This is a genomic window from Ampullimonas aquatilis (assembly GCF_049675895.1).
Taxonomy (GTDB): domain Bacteria; phylum Pseudomonadota; class Gammaproteobacteria; order Burkholderiales; family Burkholderiaceae_D; genus Ampullimonas; species Ampullimonas aquatilis.
The window spans coordinates 2,328,891-2,346,822 of sequence record NZ_CP183834.1 but is presented as its reverse complement, the minus strand read 5'-3'; the positions used below and the strand labels follow the sequence as shown (position 1 = coordinate 2,346,822).

The following is a 17,932-nucleotide window of genomic DNA, read 5'->3' as shown; positions in this document are numbered from 1 at the left end:
TGATTTTTTTGAATTATGCTTCCTCCCGTAGCACAAAAACTTTTTGTTCTACCTTGACCAGTTTTAAAAGTAAGACAATAGAGTGTGGTTGGCCCAGGTAGCTACCTCAGCCTGTCGTGATACAGGAGCGGGCGCTGTGACTGTTTATTCGGTCAAACTTCTGAAGTACTAAGATAGAGATTGAACCATCAAGATTGATGGTAACTGAAAGGTTATCATATTGTGGTTGGTTTCAATATCGATCTGTTATACCTGTAAATACTAATCAGTATTTACAATAGAAGCGTGTAGATGCTTCACTCTTTAAGCATAGATTACTTAGACTAATCGTCTTAGTGCTTGCCCAGCTAAAGTTGGTGTGTTTTTTGTGTCGACATTTAGTGATGCACATCATTCATATAATTAATGCTTTGGCATTGGCTATATCCTTTCGTCTCCATATTCTCATCGTTGTGTGATTGCGTTTACAGAGCTAGTTGATTAGTTACTAGTTTCTTATTTTCGATAACACATCAATATCTTAGCAAAATGAGCATCACGAGACATAGTGACGTCTGTTCAAACTGATAGTAATCATCATCTAACCCAGATCTGACAGAGCTTTTCTGTTGGAGCAACACGCAAACAACGCGTGACAAGGGGAAGTGATGATGCTTGACCATCGTTTCCATTGGTAATCAAACGTGTACAAAGTATGCCCCGAGAATCTTGGGTTAATGGTTCCTCACGTCACTATGTTCCTTCCGGAACTAAGCGTGTGTTGCCATAAGCGAGTGTAGCGCTGGCACTTAGAAACTACTACACAACAGGAGTGGTGTGTCCTGCGCTTCAATGATGTCCATTTAGCTAAGGCTTTATGGATGAAGCAGAAACACTTAGCACTTTATTCACACCGTTGAGGTACTGGAATTTTTTAAATGAGATTTGGATATTTCTTGATGAATTTTTAAGGATGAATGATGAGTACAGATAATGATCTGAATAAGATAACTTCTGAGATATGGATCAATACGGTCAAAATGTTGCGGCCGAATACCTTTACAGAGAGTCATTGCGCCAATAAAGTCCGAAGCAAGCGCCCACATTTACGTCAATTAGCCAATGATCTTGAAGAACTTTGCCGACGAAATGCAGAAGGAGCTTATGCCACTCAGGTTGATCGTCGTCGCACTTTGCTTTTATGTGCACAGCAGTTACTTGAACTTGGAGTTTGTCGTAAGCGCGCGATTAATCTAAACGAACATAACGTCGCACTACTGGTCACATACTGGCATAGTCAATCGCTCACCGCCTCCACGATTCGTAATCGCCTGGCTCACTTACGTTGGCTGGCTAGAAAGATTAATAAACCTTTGATGCTATCCCCTATGAATCGTAAATATAGTGCTAATCGGGGGCAGTCATGAGAGACCTGAATTGGGCGCTAAAACAACTGTGTCTGCAACATCAGGATGGTTCCTTTGCCACTCGCAGAGATCGCGAGAGAAGTCTGTCGCTTGTCGCGAACCAACTCCATGAAATAGGATTTCGACGTTTATCAGTCAGTGGTTTTAAACCAAAACATATTGAGGCATTAATACAACGTTGGCAAAACGAGGCACTATCCAATGGGACGATTAAAAATCGCTTGTCGCATTTGCGCTGGCTGACAGGAAAAATCGATAAGCAAAACATCATGGCTCGTACGAATGACACATACGGAATCGCGCAGCGCAGTTTTGTGAGTCAGGTCTCTAAAGGGCATGAGCTAAGTTTAATCCAACTCATGAAAGTGAGTAATCCCTATTCTAATATGTCGCTCAGGCTGCAAGCTGCATTTGGCCTACGCAGGGAAGAAAGCTTGAAGATTCAGCCTGGTTGGGCAGATCGTGGTACGGCGTTGGTGTTAAAGGCTTCTTGGTGCAAAGGTGGCAGACCTCGAGAAATTCCAATGAGTTCGGATGAGCAATGTACTCTTATAAATATAGCCAAGGCGATTACCAAAGGTGGTAGTTTGATTCCTTGTGATCATTCTTACAAAGAACAACTCAATATATTTCGAAGAGATTGTGAGCAAGCGGGTATTCATAAAGTACATGGACTACGTCATCAATATGCACAAAATCGATATTTAGAAAAAACTGGTTGGCCGTGTCCTGTTCGGGGTGGGCCGACCGTGCATCAACTGTCGGTGGAACAAAAACAAGTCGACATGGCAGCCCGACTTCTTATTTCAGAAGAGCTTGGTCATGGTCGTGAGCAAATTACGACAGTCTATCTGGGACGCTGATCTAACATTTTGCTATCTGACTTAGGTGACTCATCATGCGCACTTTTAGCCTCACTGAAGCTGCGGCCTTTCTCAAGATGCATCCTGAGGAAGTCCGGCGGCGCGCCAAATTAGGCCAGCTGCCCGGCGCCAAGCCGGGTAAGTCCTGGGTCTTTATTGAAGACGATCTTGCCGAATTTGTCCGATCGCACTATGCTAGTCAGCGGCAAGCGTTGCAAGTGACTTCTGGAAAGGAGCAAGTAACATGTCACTTAACAAACGCGGTAATACGTGGTGGATTAGCTTCACCACGCCATCCGGCAAGCGCATTAGACGTTCTGCTGGAACAAGTAATAAAACCCAGGCGCAAGAACTCCATGACAAGCTAAAAATGGAATCCTGGCGGGTTCAAATGCTCGGTGAGAAGCCGCGCTATACCTGGGATGATGCGGGCTGTAAGTGGTTAAAGGAAACTGACCATAAAAGAACGCATGCCGAGGATGCCCGTAAGTTAGCCTGGCTCCAACAGTATTTAAGGGGGCGTGTGTTAGCAGAGATTACCCGGGATGAGATTGCCGCCATTGGTGAGATCAAGAAGCTGGAAGCGAGTGGCCCCACAGCCAACCGTTATTTGGCGCTGATTCGTGCCATTTTGCGGCGTGCTTGGCTGGATTGGGAGTGGGTTGAGCGAGTGCCGAAAGTGCGCTTGTATCAGGAGTCGAAACGGCGAATTCGCTGGATCACCCCGGAACAGGTCACTGCTTTACTCGCCCAATTGCCCGCGCATCAGCGTGATTTGGTGTTGTTTGCTTTAGCAACCGGGTTACGCCAAGCCAATGTCTTAAAGCTCACTTGGCAACAGGTGGATTTAGTCAGACAAACGGCTTGGATTCCTGCTGAGATGGCAAAGAACAATGAAGATATCCACGTCTCGTTGAGTCGCTTTGCGCTGGAGGTGTTGCAAAGGCAGTTGGGCAAGCATCCTGAGTTTGTGTTTACTTACTCAGGCAAGCCAATCAAGTGGGCTAATACGCGTGCTTGGAAGTTGGCTTTAGCACGTGCCAATATTGATAACTTCCGCTGGCATGACTTGCGGCATACCTGGGCAAGCTGGTTAGTCCAGAACGGCACACCATTGTATGACTTGCAGGAAATGGGCGGTTGGAAGTCACAAGAGATGGTACGTCGATATGCTCACTTGGCACCGGCACAGATGGTGAAGCATGCTGCGGTGATTGGTGACATGCTCCATGGCACAATTGCGGCACAAAGTGAGTCGTCGGGGCAATAAAAAAGGGGCTGCAAAACCTGCAACCCCTCGATTTTCTTGGTAGGACGTGCGGGGATCGAACCCACGACAAACGGATTAAAAGTCCGCTGCTCTACCAGCTGAGCTAACGTCCCGAAAGCAAGCTATTATGAGGCACTACCTGGGGTATGTCAAGCAAGATACTGAAATTGTCATATAAGTATGATGACTTGTTTTTGATATCTGCTAGTTGCTGATCAGGCCTGATATAAGGTTGGATCAATCAATCCGGCATCAGCAAACCCTTTTTTTCTCAGTCTGCAAGAATCACAGATTCCGCAAGCACGACCAGCTTGATCGGCTTGATAGCAAGAGATCGTCAGGCTGTAATCAACACCAAGCATCAAGCCTTTTGCAATGATTTCAGCTTTGCTTAGGGTAATGATAGGTGTCTGGATGCGAATCGGTTTTCCTTCTACGCCAACTTTGGTGGCAAGATTGGCCATGGCTTCAAATGCGGCAATATATTCTGGACGGCAATCAGGGTAGCCTGAATAGTCGACAGCATTGGCGCCTATAAAAATATCATGGGCACCAATGATTTCAGCCCAACCCAGGGCAATTGAGAGCATGATGGTGTTACGGGCAGGAACATATGTGACAGGGATGGTGTTGCCAGCATCGATATTGGTCGGGACATCAATGGATGCATCCGTGAGAGCGGAGCCACCAAAATGGCGTAGATCCAATTTGACGATTTCATGTCGTGTTACCTGCGCATTTTGCGCAATCCGGCTTGCCGCTTCAAGCTCAATGCGATGCCTTTGTCCATAATCAAAGGAGAGGGCGTAGCATTCATGGCCTTGGGCCTGGGCAATCGCCAGCACGGTGGTGGAATCAAGCCCACCTGAAAGAAGTACAACCGCTTTAGAAGTCAAAGATACACCTAAAAAATATAAGACTGGGCGTAACTAGGATAGCAAAAGACTTACTTGGTCAGCGGAATTTTTTCGCGGGCAGTTTGTGCTGCTGGGGATTGCGAGTAGCGCTCGATAATCAGATCAAGTACACGACGGGCATTCTTTTTGTCACCTTGTTCAATCTGAATGGTGGCCGCTGTCAACAAGCCATCTGGTGCTTTGGGATGGTCTGGATAGTTTTTGGCAAAATTGAGCTGGGTCGAAAGCGCTGACTTATAGTCTTTCAATGCATAGTAGGCGTTGCCGCTCCAGTATTGTGCTGCCGGGATATAAACGCTTTGCGGATAGCGGGCAGAAAAGGCGGTCAGTGCGGCGAGCGAACCTTTGAAGTCACTCGAGCGAAACAACGCAAGTGCGGAATCAAATGCTTTTTGCTCGCCTGGCTCAACCGTACCTTCCTGGCCGTCAACGGAAACCTTTTGTGGTTCAACCCGTTTGATCCGATCATTGAGTTCGGTATAGCTGTCTTTGACGCCCTTTTGCAGATTGGCCAGATCGTTGGCAAGCTGTTCATTCTGGCCGCGTAGTCGCTTGATTTCTTCGCGCAATAATTCAAGCTGCGCAGCGGTTTCAAGTTGTGCTCGTGAATTGCTCTGCTGGATGCTATCCATACGGGATGCATCCTCCTTGGCGCTGTTATCAATGCGATTACGCAAGTCCAAGATGGCTTTGCGTGCTTCATCATCATCAAACAGGCCTGCATGGGCAGGGGCAACGGCGACCAACAAGCCTGCGATAAGCAGAGCCTGGTAAACTGGTTTGTACAACTTGAATACGCTCATGCAGCTTTAAATCCTTAAATTAATAAGCGAAGTCGGAACGACGGTTTTCTGACCAAGCAGCCTCGTCATGACCCAAAGCGCGTGGTTTTTCTTTACCCAGGCTAACTGCTTCAACTTGGGTTTCAGAAACGCCCAACAATTGCAGACTCTTGCGAACGGCTTCAGCACGTTTTTGACCCAAGGCCAGATTGTATTCGCTACCACCGCGTTCGTCAGCGTTACCTTGGACAATCACTTTACGTGATTTGTTGGCGTTCAGGTATTTAGCGTGGGCTTCAACCAGGGCGCGGAATTCATCTTTAACGATATAGCTGTCGTAGTCAAAATAAACGCTTTTTTTGGCAAAAGCAGAAACATCAGGACCAGCACCCAAATCTTTGCTATCAGCTTGTACTTGGGCAACACCACGGCTGTTGCTGGTATCAGGCATGCTTGCGCCACGTTCTTCAACGGGTGTTTTGTCAGCGAGTTTAACGCTGGAGCCGCAAGCGCTCAGCAAAATGCCAGCAGCAAGGGCAACAAACAAAGTAGATGCTTTGCTAGAAATGGAACGGTTTACATTTTTCATAGTTTTTTCTCTAAAAGGAAAGTAGGAATCAAGGGAATATAGCCAACTTTATACTTTACTAGGTATATGTGTTAAATCCAGGAAATATTAGCCGAAAGATGTGTAAAAAAACACCCGACAACTATTTTGTAAATGGTCCCCAGGTTGGTTCACGCACATCACCGGTGTTGACGCTCAGCTTTTGACGGACGCGACCATCGGTGGTGACTGATGCCAGTACACCACGGCCCCCCAGGTCGGTTGCATATAGGATGATCTTGCCATTTGGTGCAAAAGTGGGGGACTCATCTTTAAAGCTGTCCGTTAGAAGTTGTTCGGTGCCACTCGCTAAATCCAGGGAGATAACCTGGAATCGACCACCTCGCAATGAAATATAGGCGAGGGTCTTGCCGTCAGGAGAAATGCGTGGGCTGATGCTATAGGGGCTTTTGAAAGTAATGCGTGTTGCTTCGCCACCACTGGTTGAAACTCGATAAATTTGTGGGGAACCACCACGATCGCTAGTGAAATAAATGGTACTGCCGTCGGCAGAAAACTCGGGTTCTGTGTCGATACCTGATGAGGAGGTCAGTTTGCGGGGTTCGCCACCTTCAGCACTCATCAGATAAATTTGTGATTGGCCATCGCGCGTCAATACCACCGCCAAACGACTACCATCGGGCGACCAGGCTGGCGCACTATTGCTACCTTTGAAGTTGGCAACCATGGAGCGGCGACCAGTAGCCAGCTGATGCACATAGACAACAGGTTTGCGGTTTTCAAAAGAAACATAAGCCAGCTTGCCGCCATCAGGTGACCAGGCAGGAGAGATGATGGGTTCTTTGCTGGTCAAGGCCGTAACAGCATTTTGACCATCGGAATCGGCGACTTGCAGGCGATAACTGCCGCCAGATTTCATCACAAAAGCGATTCGGGTGGCGAAAATGCCACGGTCGCCCGTCAGCTTTTCATAGATGAAGTCCGCAATCTTGTGTGCCGTCAGGCGTAAGTCATCATTGCTGGAAACAAACGAAAGGCCGCCAAGACTGCTTTGTTTGACGGCATCATACAGGCGAAAGCGCACGTCGTAGCGGCCATCCGCCAAGCGGGTAATACTGCCGCCGACCAGTGCATCAGAACCTTTGCTCTTCCATTCGCTAAAGTTGGGGGTGGTAATTTCATTGAGTACCGTTGTTGTGTCGATGAGCTTGAACTGGCCGCTGCGTGCCAGATCATCACGAATGATGCCGCTGATTTTTTGTGGTGCATTGGCTTCATCGGCAAAGTTGGCGATGGCGATCGGAAATTGGTTGGCACCCACACCGGTAATGTCGATGCGCATCTGTGCCTGAGCAGGGCCTGTCAGACTCGCTGCAACCAAGAGACAGACTGCGATGGTTTGGCTTAATGTTTGAAATAGGGTACGAGAAGAAAAAATAGTCATCATCAAGAGAGATCCTTGAGCCTGAAACGCAGTTCAAGCGGGGTATAGTACTTGCCGTTGTCAGAAGGAAGGCGTTCAGCCTTGTCGAGTGCCCGCAAAATGGCTTCGTCATATGCCTTGTTGCCGCTGGAGGTTTTGATCTTGCGAGACATGATAGTTCCATCTACTGGGCTCAAGGTCATCTCAACCACTGCGGATGGATTGTCGTCGGTTTCATCATTAAAGACGATAAAGCGTTTGATATAGGCAGAAACACGACCTGCATAGCCAGCAGATGGTGCCGCTTTACCGGTGCCTTGTCCAGACCCGCTGCCAGCAGTTTTATCAGCAGTACCACCCACTTGCCCCAACATGGACTGCACCATTTTCTGGTGTTCGGCTTCACGTTTGGCAGCATCTTTTGCTGCTTCTTTGGCGGCCAGTTTGGCGACTTCCTGGGCTTTGAGTTTGTCTTCAGCCTGTTGCTTTTTGAGGTCTTCTTCTTTTTTCTTTTTATCCTGCAGTTCAGCCAGCTTCTTAGCTTCCAGCTCTTTGCGTTTTTTTTCCTGCTCCAGCACGATATCGGGTTTTACTTCCGGTTTCGGTTCGATTCTGGGTTCAGGCCTGGGCTCTACTTTAGGTTCAACTTTGGGAACGGGCTTGGGTTCTACCGGCGTTGGTGGTGCTGCAATGGAAGGCAAATCACTGTAGAGCTCGGCGTCCATGCCTTCCGGCTCGGCGCTTTGCCATTGCACACTGTTGTACAGAAAGGCAAACAGCAAAGCGTGCATCGCCAGGGCCATGGCAAAAGACGTCCAGCCGCTACTTTTACGTTGCGGCAGAATCGGCAAATTGCTCAGAGGAATACTGTTCATGCCTGCGGTGCTTTATGTGATGACTTACTTGATGGGCTTGGTGTACAAACCAACGGGAATTTCATTGTTTTTCAGTTCATCCATGACTTGCATGACGATGTCGTATTTGACGTTTTTATCGGCGGCAATAATGACTTTGACATCAGGTTTATCCGCCTTGAGCATTTTGATAACGGCGATCAGCTCGGTTTTGCTGACAGGCTTGTCTTTTTCGCCTTTGTCAGGGATGGAAATGGTGACGCTTTCATCAGCCTTGATGGTCACGATCAAAGGTTTGACTTGTGGCCTGACATCTGATTTACCTACCGTGGGTAACTCCACCACACCCGGATTGACCATCGGTGCTGTCACCATAAAGATGATCAGCAGCACCAGCATCACATCAATATAAGGCACCACATTGATGTCAGCCATGGCGCGACGGCCTCGGCGGGAGGAGCGCATGACCTCGCTCATGACTTGCTGACCTGCGCTTGCCCCTGACGTTGCAGGATGTTGGAAAATTCTTCAATGAAGGTTTCAAAGCGAATCGCCAGACGGTCAATCTGTGCGGCGTAGCGGTTGTAGGCAATCACCGCCGGAATCGCCGCAAACAGACCAATGGCTGTGGCTACCAGTGCTTCGGCAATCCCGGGAGCGACGCTGGCCAGCGTGGCTTGTTGCACGTTGGCTAACCCGCTAAATGCGTGCATGATGCCCCACACCGTGCCAAACAAGCCCACATAAGGGCTGACGGAGCCGACCGATGCCAGGAAGGGCAGATTGGCTTCAATGGCGTCCATTTCACGCTGATAGGTAGCACGCATGGCGCGGCGGGCACCATCCAGCATCGCCTGACCATCATTTAACTTGCGTTCACGGGCTTTCATGAATTCACGCATGCCGGCTTCAAAAATGCGCTCCAGCGCGGCAGATTGCCCACGACGGGTGCGATTGGCACTGGCGGCTTGATACAGGCCTTGCAGATCACCACCCGACCAAAAGTCAGACTCGAATTCTTCGGTCTGTTTTTTATGGTGTGAAAGGGAAAAGAATTTGCGAAAGATTTGTGTCCAGCTCATCAATGAAACAATGAGAAGCAGGGCCATCACACATTGCACAAGCAGGCTGGCGTTCATGACCAGCGTGATGATTGACATATCCTGAGAAGCGCTCATGGGTTACTTTCTTTGATTCAATTATTCAAACAGATCAATATTTTACAGAACTTTTTTCAATCGGTACTAGAAGTACGAATTTTATTGCGCACGACTTCGGGTATGGCGGTGGGTTTGAGCTTATCCAAGTCAACACAACATACCGTGATGCTGCCATGGGACAATTTTTCCAATTCGGTGCCGTTGCTGGCAAGGCGGTAGCAGCCTTGGTTGAAGTTCATGGAGGCTCGGCCGACTTTTTCAATATCGACTGTCACATGCAGTAAATCATCCAGTCGGCCTGGCTTCAGATAATCCACCGAAGTATTGACCACCATGAAGATCGTGTTGGTTTGCTGCGACAAATCATGCTGGCCAAAGCCCAAAGAGCGCAGCCATTCGGTGCGCGCCCGTTCAAAAAACTTCAAATAATTAGCATAAAAAATCACGCCACCGGCATCGGTGTCTTCGTAATAAACCCGAAAGGTTGTACTGAAAGCAGCCGTAGGTGTCATGGTCATGGTTTAATTTTTTTGGCTGTAATGCTTGCTATCCGCTCAGTGAAGCTGGATTATTTTGATACTGCATAGGAGTAAATATCAAAATAACCTAGCTTAGGTGCGAATTCATTGATGCCAATCAAATAACTTTAAGGAGTATATTTTCTTACGATTTCTTGTGCACTGCAAGTGGACCGAAGGCCTGACAGGTTGGCATGAGCTGCACGCTATTGATATTCACATGAGCTGGCCGCGTGGCTACCCAAAAAACGGTCTCGGCCACATCGTCGGCGGTGAGTGGTTCAGTACCGTTATAAACAGACGCCGCTTTGCTGTCGTCACCATGAAAACGCACATTGGAAAACTCGGTGCCGCCGCACAAGCCCGGCTCAATATTGGTCACCCGAACTGGCGTGCCGAGCAGGTCAGCGCGTAAATTGAGCGAAAACTGATCAACAAACGCTTTCGTCGCGCCGTACACATTGCCGCCGGGGTAGGGGAACTGTCCGGCCACCGAACCCAGATTGACAATATGGCCGCGACCGCGTGTCACCATGCCGGGCAAAATCGCCCGTGTCATATAAGCCAGTCCTTTGATATTGGTGTCGATCATGGTTTCCCAGTCTTCCAGCAAAGCTTGATGGGCGGGCTCCAGGCCAAGTGCCAAGCCAGCATTATTGACCAGCAGATCAATGGACTGCCAGTCGGTGGGCAGGGCTGCGAGCGCTGCATCAATGGCGGTTTTGTCGCGTACGTCCAGCGCAATGCCTAAAAAACGGGCTTGCTGATCCGCGCTTAGTTCGGTTTTGAGCTGATCAAAGCGTTCGGTACGGCGCCCAGTGCCAATCACCTGATGTCCAGCTGCTAAAAATTGTTTGGCAATTGCCCAGCCAAAGCCGGCGGTTGCGCCTGTCACCAATACGATCATGATGCTTATCCCATCTGTGAGAAAAATCTGTGAGAAAAAACGATTGTCGCAAAAAGTCTGCGGCATTGCATGCTGGACTGACCAATCATGCCTTGGCTGATTGTATCTACAACTGTCATTAGCGCATTTCTATGACGCTCAAACTGGTGGATCAGTTGTCGTCGAATTTGCAATCTCAATTCCAATCTCAGTGGTGATTTAATTTGCAGGTTTTGCTGCTGTTTTTTTGGATTGCTCTTCATCGCGGCCTCAAGTAAACTTCGGCTTCCATTTATACCTTGTGTGACTGGCGAGACATGTTGCCAACGCGGGCAGCATCAGGGTGGGTATCCACCGGGAAGCACAAGGGTTTCAGCCGATCGCCTGGGCAGCCAAATGTGGGTTCTATTGGGCTGTCTGTCAATTTTCATTCAGCTAAATTCAATCCTCATCTGGCCTAAATATACGCAGGCAAGGGCCTGCATCGACTGGAGTAGAGCATGTTCAACAAACAAGTAGACCTCGCGGCTTACGATCCAGAAGTTGCCCACGCAATTTCGCTGGAAAATCGTCGTCAGGAAGATCACATCGAGCTGATCGCCTCGGAAAACTACACCAGCCCAGCCGTCATGCTGGCGCAGGGTTCGCAACTCACCAACAAATATGCCGAAGGTTATCCGGGCAAGCGTTATTACGGTGGTTGTGAAAACGTGGATATCGTCGAGCAGCTGGCGATTGACCGCCTCAAGCAGTTATTTGGCGCAGAAGCCGCCAATGTGCAACCCAATTCTGGCTCACAGGCCAATCAGGGCGTATTTTTGGGTTTGTTGAATCCTGGCGACACGATCATGGGCATGAGCCTGGCCGAAGGTGGCCATTTGACGCACGGCATGGCGCTCAATATGTCGGGCAAGTGGTTCAAGGTGGTCAGTTATGGCCTGGATGCCAAGGAAGAAATTGATTACGACGCGATGGAGCGGCTGGCCCATGAGCACAAGCCCAAGCTGATCATTGCCGGTGCTTCGGCCTATGCGCTGCGCATTGATTTTGAGCGTTTTGCCAAAGTGGCCAAGGCAGTGGGTGCATATTTCATGGTCGATATGGCCCATTATGCTGGCCTGATTGCCGCTGGTGAGTATCCCAACCCGGTGCCATTTGCCGATGTAGTGACGTCTACCACCCACAAGAGTCTGCGTGGTCCACGTGGTGGCGTGATTTTGATGAAAGCCGAACTGGAAAAAACCATCAATTCAGCGATTTTCCCTGGCCTGCAAGGTGGCCCGCTGATGCATGTGATTGCTGGTAAGGCGATTGCCTTTGGTGAAGCCCTCAAGCCTGAATTCAAGACCTATCAGCAGCAAGTGGTGAAAAACGCCGATGTGTTGGCCAAAACCTTGATTGCGCGTGGATTGCGCATCATTTCTGGTCGTACCGAAAGCCACGTCATGCTGGTGGATTTGCGCGCCAAAAAGATTACCGGCAAGGAAGCTGAAAAAGTGCTGGGTGATGCGCACATCACCTGCAATAAAAATTCGATTCCCAATGATCCGGAAAAGCCCTTTGTCACCAGCGGTATTCGTCTGGGTTCGCCAGCGATGACCACCCGTGGTTTCAAAGAAGCCGAAGCTGAAAAAGTGGCGCACCTGATTGCCGACGTGCTCGACAATCCGCACGATGAAGCCAATCTGGCGCGGGTCCGTGAGCAGGTTGCCGTACTGACCAAGGCTTTTCCGGTCTATGGCTAATCAGCCTTACCAGAATCAGTCTCTGGTTCATTAACCCGACAGGCGAATCATGTATTGTCCCTTTTGTCATCATGCCGATACCACGGTGCTGGAAACCCGTGTATCGGAGGAAGGGGACTCGATTCGTCGCCGGCGTCGCTGTGAAAAATGCGAAAAGCGCTTCACCACTTTTGAGCGGGTGGAGCTCTCTTTTCCTACCATCGTCAAGAAAAACGGCAGCCGTACCGACTATCAGCGCGACAAGCTGCGCGCCAGCCTGATGCTGGCCTTGCGCAAACGGCCTGTGCCGACCGAAGCGGTTGATCATGCCATTACCGGTATTGAGGAAAAACTGCTGGCCTCCGGTGAGCGTGAAATACTGACTTCGCAACTCGGTGAGCTGGTGATGCGTGAACTGCGCAAGCTCGACAAGGTGGCTTACGTGCGTTTTGCCTCGGTATATCGCAGCTTTGAGGATCTTGCCGAATTTCAGGAAGTGATTTCCGAAGTCAACAAGCCGGCCCGCACTAAAAAAACCTGAATTGCCAATATCGCGAGTTGGCTCAAGTTGTCTCAACGATCAATACTTGCCCAGGGTATTTAAAAATAACCAATATTTATTTACCTAGGCAGCTGGTTTTCTCATATACCCCTTTAAAATTACAGTCCCAGGCGCAATCTTGTGGTCGTTGAACTGGCTTGATTCACCAGCTTGACTCAGCACTTTGGTTTTGGTGCATCCCGATCGCCATCACTTTTTAAGCACAGTTGCCTAGTTTATTTGCGCAAGCTATTTTGCTGTCCTATGCCCCAGGTCAGGCAATCTGAAACGAAACCCCGCACAGTCGCTGATGTTTGCACTATGATGGTGCAATAAAGTGCTTTTTATGCGAAGGGAATCACAGCTTAAGCTGGCTCGTTCATTGCAATAGAGCATTCAGCTGCACCAATAAAAGACTCTCACTCACCCTCCAGAAGCAAGAAAGGGATAACAACTCTATGCCAAGCTCCTTTTTTAATGAAATGACGGATGGCAAATCAGCGCGAGAACATTACCGCCAGTTTGATGCCTGGTTAAAACAGCAACCACCCGAACTGATGGAAAAAAAACGCGCCGAAGCAGAAGTTATTTTTCGTCGTGTTGGTATTACTTTTGCCGTCTACGGCGATGAAGCCGGTACTGAGCGGACAATTCCATTTGACATCATTCCGCGGATTTTTCCGGCCAGCGAATGGGCGCAGCTTGAAGTGGGTCTGCGTCAGCGGGTCACCGCGCTCAATAAGTTCATCTACGATATTTATCATGATCAGAATATCATCAAGGCCGGGGTGATTCCGGCTGAGCAGATTTTCAAGAATGGCCAATATCGCCCGGAAATGCAGGGCGTGGATGTGGCGCGTGACATTTATGCGCATATCGCCGGGATTGATATTGTGCGTGCCGGGGAGGGCGAGTTTTACGTGCTCGAAGACAATCTGCGCGTGCCTTCCGGTGTGTCTTATATGCTGGAAGATCGCAAGATGATGATGCGACTTTTCCCCGATCTGTTTGCCCGCAATAAAATCGCACCGGTCGAACATTATCCCGATTTACTGCTTGATACCCTGCGTTCCTCTGCACCATCCGGAATTACTGATCCGACCGTGGTCGTGCTCACACCGGGCATGTACAACTCGGCTTATTTTGAACATGCTTTCCTGGCCCAGCAAATGGGTGTCGAGCTGGTCGAAGGGCAGGATTTGTTCGTCAAGGACGATTACCTTTACATGCGCACCACACAGGGGCCGCAGCGGGTTGATGTGATCTATCGTCGCGTCGATGACGACTTTCTGGATCCGCTGGTGTTTCGGCCTGATTCCACCCTCGGTGTGCCGGGCTTGTTGTCGGTGTATCGCGAGGGCAATGTCACTTTGTCCAATGCAATCGGCACGGGTGTCGCCGATGACAAATCGATCTACCCTTATGTGCCGGACATGATCGAGTTTTATCTCGGTGAAAAAGCCATTCTCAACAATGTGCCTACCTTCATGTGTCGCAAACCAGAAGATCTGCAATATACGCTGGATCATTTGAGTGAGCTGGTCGTCAAGGAAACACATGGTGCCGGTGGCTACGGCATGTTGGTGGGCCCTGCTGCAACCAAGGCCGAAATTGAAAAATTTCGGGAAGTGCTGATTGCGCATCCGGATAAATACATTTCGCAACCGACATTGGCGCTATCAACCTGTCCTACCTATGTTGAGTCGGGTATTGCTCCGCGCCATATTGATTTGCGGCCCTTTGTGCTGTCAGGCAAGAATGTGGTGATGGTGCCCGGTGGCCTGACGCGTGTGGCATTGCGTGAAGGTTCACTGGTGGTCAACAGTAGCCAGGGTGGCGGCACCAAGGACACCTGGGTACTGGAAAGCTGAGCGGGGTGGCGGTCTGCCAACCCTGATCAACACGAACAAATAGCCTATCTACATTGATGAACACCTGCTACCACTGCTATCTCAAGCGCCTGCATTTTGCTGGCGATGGTCTGGCTGTGGTGGTTTAAACAAGAAAACTCTATGTTAAGTCGAACCGCTGATCACCTGTACTGGATGGCACGTTATACCGAACGTGCTGAAAATACGATTCGTCTTCTGGACGTCAATTATCAAACTTCCCTCATGCCACAATCCACCGAAACTGCGGAGCGTGGCTGGCGCGGGATGTTGAGCATTACCGAGCTCAAGGGCGGTTATGACGAAAAGTACGGCATCATCAATCGTGCCGACGTGCTCAACTATATGGTCACCGACCCGAGCAATCCGTCTTCCATTTACAGCTGTCTGCAAGGGGCACGTGAAAATGCACGGGCGGTGCGCGGCAGCCTGACGACCGAGGTGTGGGAAACGCTCAATACCACCTGGCTGGATTTTTTACGCATGCTGGATGAAGATCAATTGACGCGTGATCCGGCCACGTTTTTTGAATGGGTCAAGCATCGCTCTCATTTATCACGGGGTGTGACGCTGGGTACCATGTTGAAGGACGATGCTTTTTACTTTTTGCGTCTGGGTACTTTTTTGGAGCGGGCCGATAACACGGCACGGATTCTGGATGTGAAATTTCATGGTATTGAAAATCAATATCTGGCTTTTTCGCATAGCGCTGCTTCCGAGTCCCAGCAGGATTATTACCACTGGGCTGCGGTGTTGCGTTCGCTGTCGGGCTTTGAGGTGTATCGCAAGGTCTATCGTGATGTCATCACGCCTTCGCGCGTTGCCGAGCTGATGATTCTGCGTGATGATATGCCCCGTTCACTGGCCAGTTGCATGGTTGAAGTCATTGATATTCTGGCTAACGTGCGCAATGAGCAAAGCCCGGAAACCGAGCGTCGTGCCGGCAAGCTGTGCGCTGATCTCAAATATGACCGGATTGAGGATGTGCTCAATATGGGCCTGCATGCCTATCTGACCAATTTTCTGGAGCGTATCAATGACCTGGGTAACTCGATCAGTCGAGATTTCCTGGTGCCGCTTGCGGTTGCGTGAGGCTGACACCTCATGCGACTGGCAATTCGGCACCTTACCACTTATCAATATGGCGCACCTGTGCGGTACGCCATTTCGGAAGTCCGGCTGTCACCGCGACGCAACGAGTATCAGGAAATCCATCGATGGAAGGTGAGTGCACCAGCAGGTTTGCGTGCTTTTGAGGATGGCTATTTCAATGCCTGTCATTCAATGACAGTGACGCATCCGATCAGCTATATCGATTTATTGGCGCAGGGTGAAGTTTCGACCAATATGGAAGCCGGGCAGGTGATTTTGCCGCACCCCAAAGAACTGTCACCGTATATTTATGTGAATGCGACCGAGTTGACGCAAGACGAGCCCAAGCATTTGCTGCGCGATTTTTCTACGATTCAACTGGCGCGTATCAAGGCAGGTGGCCCTTATGCTTTGGAAGCCCTGATCAATCTGGCCGATGATGTGGCCACTCGGGTGACGTATACCTCGGGTTCCACCAATGTGAATACCACGGCCATCCAGGCCTTTTTGGGCCGGGCGGGTGTCTGTCAGGATCAGGCGCATGTTTATCTGGCCTGCTGTCGTGCGCATGGTGTACCGGCGCGTTATGTGAGTGGCTATTTTTATGCGGCCAATGCGCCCGAACTGGCCAGCCACGCCTGGGTTGATGTCTGGGTGGAGGGCACGCACGGTCAGGCAACCGGCTGGTATAGCATTGATATTACCCATCGCTGTTTTAGCGACGAGCGGCATGTGCGCCTGGCCGTCGGTAAGGACTACGCGTCGGTCTCGCCGATTCGTGGCATGCGTACCGGTGGTGGGCGAGAGAATCTGAGTGTGAAAATTTCCATCATGCCTGTCTGAGCGACACCTTGATGCAAAGCGCGTCATTTCTGACGTGCTATTCAGTTTTGCAGTATGGCTTTTCAGTACTGCGATGAATCAGACGGGCTCACTAAAAGCAACTTTGAACTGAACTCAAAGTCGAATTTTCGTATCTTAAATCATATACTCCATCCTAGTAATATGAGTAAATTGGCTTGTCAAGTGCGATTTATATGATGTCAGAATATCTATATTGGGTAGTATATTGATGGGTGAGTGGACGTATCGCTTAATGTATCTGCAACCCAAAGTACGCGGCTGACAAGAGTGCCATCAATAAAGGTTGATGCAATAGATAAACCAGCAAGCTATGACGGCCTAGAAAACTTAAGAGTTGGGCGATTGGACTTGGCAGCTTTTGCTCCAGGGAGTTCAACCACGGCCAGACGGTGTTACCTCGGTTTTGCCAATAGCTTGCACCGCCCACACCAGTCAGCACCACACCCAGCCAGGGCAGGATAGGCACATAGTCTTCGGTGAGTGGCAGTTGACTGACCATACCAATCCAGTTCAAGGCTCTGGGATTCATCATATCCAGGTGCATCAGCTTGCCCAGTATGATCAAAATGATGCCAATGACCAGATTGATCGAACCCAGCTTTAACAGAGGGCGGGCAAGCAGGGTGGCAGCAGCAGCAAAATGCAAAATCCCGAAATAGATATAGCCTTCTGGAAACATCGCATAACTGCCGATGGAGACCAGTAAAGCGGCGAGCGTGATTTGCAGCCAGCGCCCCCAGAATCCGCGTCCAAAAAACAGCCGTTGCCACCAAGAAAGCGGCGGCGGTTCAAGGGCAATGCGATGGTTGGTGCGGGCTTGAGCAGCCAGTTGCAGGCTTACGCCCATCACCAGCAAAAAGCTGCTGACAATGACGGTACGCCAGGCAATCCAGCCAGGGGCGGCCAGCATATTGAAACTGGCAAAGCGGAAGTAATTCAGGTCAAAACAAAAGTGATAGGCAATCATCATCACGACCGCTATGCCACGCAGCTTATCGAGCAGGCTGATGCGGCCAGGTTGGGTGCTTGGGGAAATGGCTAAATTGGTCATCAGGGCAATTGGCTGGAATGTGAGGTGAAAGGATTGAGTGCTGGCAAGGGTTACAAAATTTATTTATTGTCGGGATCGGTGCAACGAACCACGGCTCAGGAACCGGTCAAGCCGTGCGACAGCA

General features: G+C 49.7%; 20 protein-coding genes, 1 tRNA gene and 1 riboswitch. Of the genes, 9 read left to right on the top strand and 12 right to left on the bottom strand.

All coding sequences use genetic code 11. From position 1 onward, the window contains the following. Positions 1 to 956 precede the first annotated feature (956 nt). The 4 genes from ACMYR3_RS10875 to ACMYR3_RS10860 are packed head-to-tail and all read left to right on the top strand — an operon-like array spanning position 957 to position 3,539. Entirely contained in the window at positions 957 to 1,406 is a 450-nt protein-coding gene (locus tag ACMYR3_RS10875) for a phage integrase N-terminal domain-containing protein (protein WP_424191974.1), read from the top strand. Beyond that, positions 1,403 to 2,269: a phage integrase N-terminal domain-containing protein gene (locus ACMYR3_RS10870; RefSeq protein ID WP_424191973.1), complete on the top strand. Its 867-nt coding sequence runs from the start codon at positions 1,403 to 1,405 to the stop codon at positions 2,267 to 2,269. The genes ACMYR3_RS10875 and ACMYR3_RS10870 overlap by 4 nt, the downstream gene beginning before the upstream one ends. A gap of 35 nt (positions 2,270 to 2,304) precedes the next feature. Next, complete coding sequence (locus ACMYR3_RS10865) at positions 2,305 to 2,637, top strand: helix-turn-helix domain-containing protein (protein WP_424191972.1); 333 nt, start codon at positions 2,305 to 2,307, stop codon at positions 2,635 to 2,637. Beyond that, on the top strand, positions 2,547 to 3,539 hold the full coding sequence (locus tag ACMYR3_RS10860) for a tyrosine-type recombinase/integrase (RefSeq protein ID WP_424196478.1): 993 nt from the start codon (positions 2,547 to 2,549) through the stop codon (positions 3,537 to 3,539). Before ACMYR3_RS10865 ends, ACMYR3_RS10860 begins: the two co-directional genes overlap by 91 nt. A gap of 37 nt (positions 3,540 to 3,576) precedes the next feature. On the opposite strand, the gene ACMYR3_RS10855 is transcribed toward ACMYR3_RS10860, so the two are convergent. From ACMYR3_RS10855 to ACMYR3_RS10805, 11 genes are all read right to left on the bottom strand, one after another. After that, positions 3,577 to 3,652, bottom strand: a tRNA-Lys gene (locus ACMYR3_RS10855). 102 nt (positions 3,653 to 3,754) lie between these two features. Then, positions 3,755 to 4,435, bottom strand: a complete 681-nt coding sequence (gene queC / locus ACMYR3_RS10850) for a 7-cyano-7-deazaguanine synthase QueC (RefSeq protein WP_424191971.1) — start codon at positions 4,433 to 4,435, stop codon at positions 3,755 to 3,757. Between the two features lie 50 nt (positions 4,436 to 4,485). Next, entirely contained in the window at positions 4,486 to 5,259 is a 774-nt protein-coding gene (ybgF, locus tag ACMYR3_RS10845) for a tol-pal system protein YbgF (RefSeq protein WP_424191970.1), read from the bottom strand. Between the two features lie 19 nt (positions 5,260 to 5,278). Next, on the bottom strand, positions 5,279 to 5,827 hold the full coding sequence (gene pal / locus ACMYR3_RS10840) for a peptidoglycan-associated lipoprotein Pal (RefSeq protein WP_424191969.1): 549 nt from the start codon (positions 5,825 to 5,827) through the stop codon (positions 5,279 to 5,281). 121 nt (positions 5,828 to 5,948) lie between these two features. Beyond that, positions 5,949 to 7,253: a Tol-Pal system beta propeller repeat protein TolB gene (gene tolB, locus ACMYR3_RS10835; RefSeq protein ID WP_424191968.1), complete on the bottom strand. Its 1,305-nt coding sequence runs from the start codon at positions 7,251 to 7,253 to the stop codon at positions 5,949 to 5,951. Next, positions 7,253 to 8,104 (bottom strand): TonB C-terminal domain-containing protein, encoded by an 852-nt coding sequence (locus tag ACMYR3_RS10830; protein WP_424191967.1) that lies wholly within the window; start codon positions 8,102 to 8,104, stop codon positions 7,253 to 7,255. Before ACMYR3_RS10830 ends, tolB begins: the two co-directional genes overlap by 1 nt. A gap of 24 nt (positions 8,105 to 8,128) precedes the next feature. Further along, positions 8,129 to 8,560: an ExbD/TolR family protein gene (locus ACMYR3_RS10825; RefSeq protein WP_424191966.1), complete on the bottom strand. Its 432-nt coding sequence runs from the start codon at positions 8,558 to 8,560 to the stop codon at positions 8,129 to 8,131. Continuing rightward, a complete protein-coding gene (tolQ, locus tag ACMYR3_RS10820; protein WP_424191965.1) occupies positions 8,557 to 9,261 on the bottom strand; it encodes a protein TolQ in 705 nt (234 codons plus the stop codon). The genes ACMYR3_RS10825 and tolQ overlap by 4 nt, the downstream gene beginning before the upstream one ends. Before the next feature lie 56 nt (positions 9,262 to 9,317). Beyond that, the gene (gene ybgC, locus ACMYR3_RS10815) at positions 9,318 to 9,761 is read right to left on the bottom strand and encodes a tol-pal system-associated acyl-CoA thioesterase (RefSeq protein ID WP_424191964.1); all 444 of its coding nucleotides are present in this window, start codon (positions 9,759 to 9,761) and stop codon (positions 9,318 to 9,320) included. A 145-nt stretch (positions 9,762 to 9,906) separates the two neighbouring features. Next, positions 9,907 to 10,668 carry an SDR family oxidoreductase gene (locus tag ACMYR3_RS10810; RefSeq protein WP_424191963.1) on the bottom strand — a complete coding sequence of 254 codons (762 nt, stop codon included), beginning with the start codon at positions 10,666 to 10,668 and terminating at the stop codon, positions 9,907 to 9,909. 5 nt (positions 10,669 to 10,673) lie between these two features. Further along, complete coding sequence (locus ACMYR3_RS10805; protein ID WP_424191962.1) at positions 10,674 to 10,910, bottom strand: hypothetical protein; 237 nt, start codon at positions 10,908 to 10,910, stop codon at positions 10,674 to 10,676. A 30-nt stretch (positions 10,911 to 10,940) separates the two neighbouring features. Then, positions 10,941 to 11,044, top strand: a riboswitch (ZMP/ZTP riboswitch). 103 nt (positions 11,045 to 11,147) lie between these two features. Between ACMYR3_RS10805 and glyA the strand changes: the two genes are divergently transcribed. The 5 genes from glyA to ACMYR3_RS10780 all read left to right on the top strand — a co-directional run bounded on the left by glyA (position 11,148) and on the right by ACMYR3_RS10780 (position 16,736). After that, entirely contained in the window at positions 11,148 to 12,392 is a 1,245-nt protein-coding gene (glyA, locus tag ACMYR3_RS10800; protein ID WP_424191961.1) for a serine hydroxymethyltransferase, read from the top strand. Positions 12,393 to 12,441: 49 nt separating this feature from the next. Then, positions 12,442 to 12,912 carry a transcriptional regulator NrdR gene (gene nrdR, locus ACMYR3_RS10795; protein WP_424191960.1) on the top strand — a complete coding sequence of 157 codons (471 nt, stop codon included), beginning with the start codon at positions 12,442 to 12,444 and terminating at the stop codon, positions 12,910 to 12,912. Positions 12,913 to 13,370: 458 nt separating this feature from the next. Next, positions 13,371 to 14,783: a circularly permuted type 2 ATP-grasp protein gene (locus ACMYR3_RS10790; RefSeq protein ID WP_424191959.1), complete on the top strand. Its 1,413-nt coding sequence runs from the start codon at positions 13,371 to 13,373 to the stop codon at positions 14,781 to 14,783. 141 nt (positions 14,784 to 14,924) lie between these two features. Continuing rightward, a complete protein-coding gene (locus ACMYR3_RS10785) occupies positions 14,925 to 15,893 on the top strand; it encodes an alpha-E domain-containing protein (protein ID WP_424191958.1) in 969 nt (322 codons plus the stop codon). Positions 15,894 to 15,905: 12 nt separating this feature from the next. After that, a complete protein-coding gene (locus ACMYR3_RS10780) occupies positions 15,906 to 16,736 on the top strand; it encodes a transglutaminase family protein (RefSeq protein WP_424191957.1) in 831 nt (276 codons plus the stop codon). 250 nt (positions 16,737 to 16,986) lie between these two features. On the opposite strand, the gene ACMYR3_RS10775 is transcribed toward ACMYR3_RS10780, so the two are convergent. Continuing rightward, positions 16,987 to 17,808 carry a heparan-alpha-glucosaminide N-acetyltransferase gene (locus ACMYR3_RS10775; RefSeq protein ID WP_424191956.1) on the bottom strand — a complete coding sequence of 274 codons (822 nt, stop codon included), beginning with the start codon at positions 17,806 to 17,808 and terminating at the stop codon, positions 16,987 to 16,989. Positions 17,809 to 17,932: the final 124 nt, after the last annotated feature.

What these genes read in the sequence shown, in the direction of transcription:
- ACMYR3_RS10780 (WP_424191957.1), top strand. Translation starts at nt 15,906, where the DNA reads ATGCGACTGGCAATTCGGCACCTTACCACTTATCAATATGGCGCACCT.
- ACMYR3_RS10830 (WP_424191967.1), bottom strand. Translation starts at nt 8,104, where the DNA reads ATGAACAGTATTCCTCTGAGCAATTTGCCGATTCTGCCGCAACGTAAA.
- ACMYR3_RS10810 (WP_424191963.1), bottom strand. Translation starts at nt 10,668, where the DNA reads ATGATCGTATTGGTGACAGGCGCAACCGCCGGCTTTGGCTGGGCAATT.
- ACMYR3_RS10790 (WP_424191959.1), top strand. Translation starts at nt 13,371, where the DNA reads ATGCCAAGCTCCTTTTTTAATGAAATGACGGATGGCAAATCAGCGCGA.
- ACMYR3_RS10870 (WP_424191973.1), top strand. Translation starts at nt 1,403, where the DNA reads ATGAGAGACCTGAATTGGGCGCTAAAACAACTGTGTCTGCAACATCAG.
- ACMYR3_RS10785 (WP_424191958.1), top strand. Translation starts at nt 14,925, where the DNA reads ATGTTAAGTCGAACCGCTGATCACCTGTACTGGATGGCACGTTATACC.
- tolQ (WP_424191965.1), bottom strand. Translation starts at nt 9,261, where the DNA reads ATGAGCGCTTCTCAGGATATGTCAATCATCACGCTGGTCATGAACGCC.
- ACMYR3_RS10775 (WP_424191956.1), bottom strand. Translation starts at nt 17,808, where the DNA reads ATGACCAATTTAGCCATTTCCCCAAGCACCCAACCTGGCCGCATCAGC.
- ybgC (WP_424191964.1), bottom strand. Translation starts at nt 9,761, where the DNA reads ATGACCATGACACCTACGGCTGCTTTCAGTACAACCTTTCGGGTTTAT.
- ACMYR3_RS10805 (WP_424191962.1), bottom strand. Translation starts at nt 10,910, where the DNA reads ATGAAGAGCAATCCAAAAAAACAGCAGCAAAACCTGCAAATTAAATCA.
- glyA (WP_424191961.1), top strand. Translation starts at nt 11,148, where the DNA reads ATGTTCAACAAACAAGTAGACCTCGCGGCTTACGATCCAGAAGTTGCC.
- ACMYR3_RS10865 (WP_424191972.1), top strand. Translation starts at nt 2,305, where the DNA reads ATGCGCACTTTTAGCCTCACTGAAGCTGCGGCCTTTCTCAAGATGCAT.
- tolB (WP_424191968.1), bottom strand. Translation starts at nt 7,253, where the DNA reads ATGATGACTATTTTTTCTTCTCGTACCCTATTTCAAACATTAAGCCAA.
- ybgF (WP_424191970.1), bottom strand. Translation starts at nt 5,259, where the DNA reads ATGAGCGTATTCAAGTTGTACAAACCAGTTTACCAGGCTCTGCTTATC.
- ACMYR3_RS10825 (WP_424191966.1), bottom strand. Translation starts at nt 8,560, where the DNA reads ATGAGCGAGGTCATGCGCTCCTCCCGCCGAGGCCGTCGCGCCATGGCT.
- nrdR (WP_424191960.1), top strand. Translation starts at nt 12,442, where the DNA reads ATGTATTGTCCCTTTTGTCATCATGCCGATACCACGGTGCTGGAAACC.
- pal (WP_424191969.1), bottom strand. Translation starts at nt 5,827, where the DNA reads ATGAAAAATGTAAACCGTTCCATTTCTAGCAAAGCATCTACTTTGTTT.
- ACMYR3_RS10875 (WP_424191974.1), top strand. Translation starts at nt 957, where the DNA reads ATGATGAGTACAGATAATGATCTGAATAAGATAACTTCTGAGATATGG.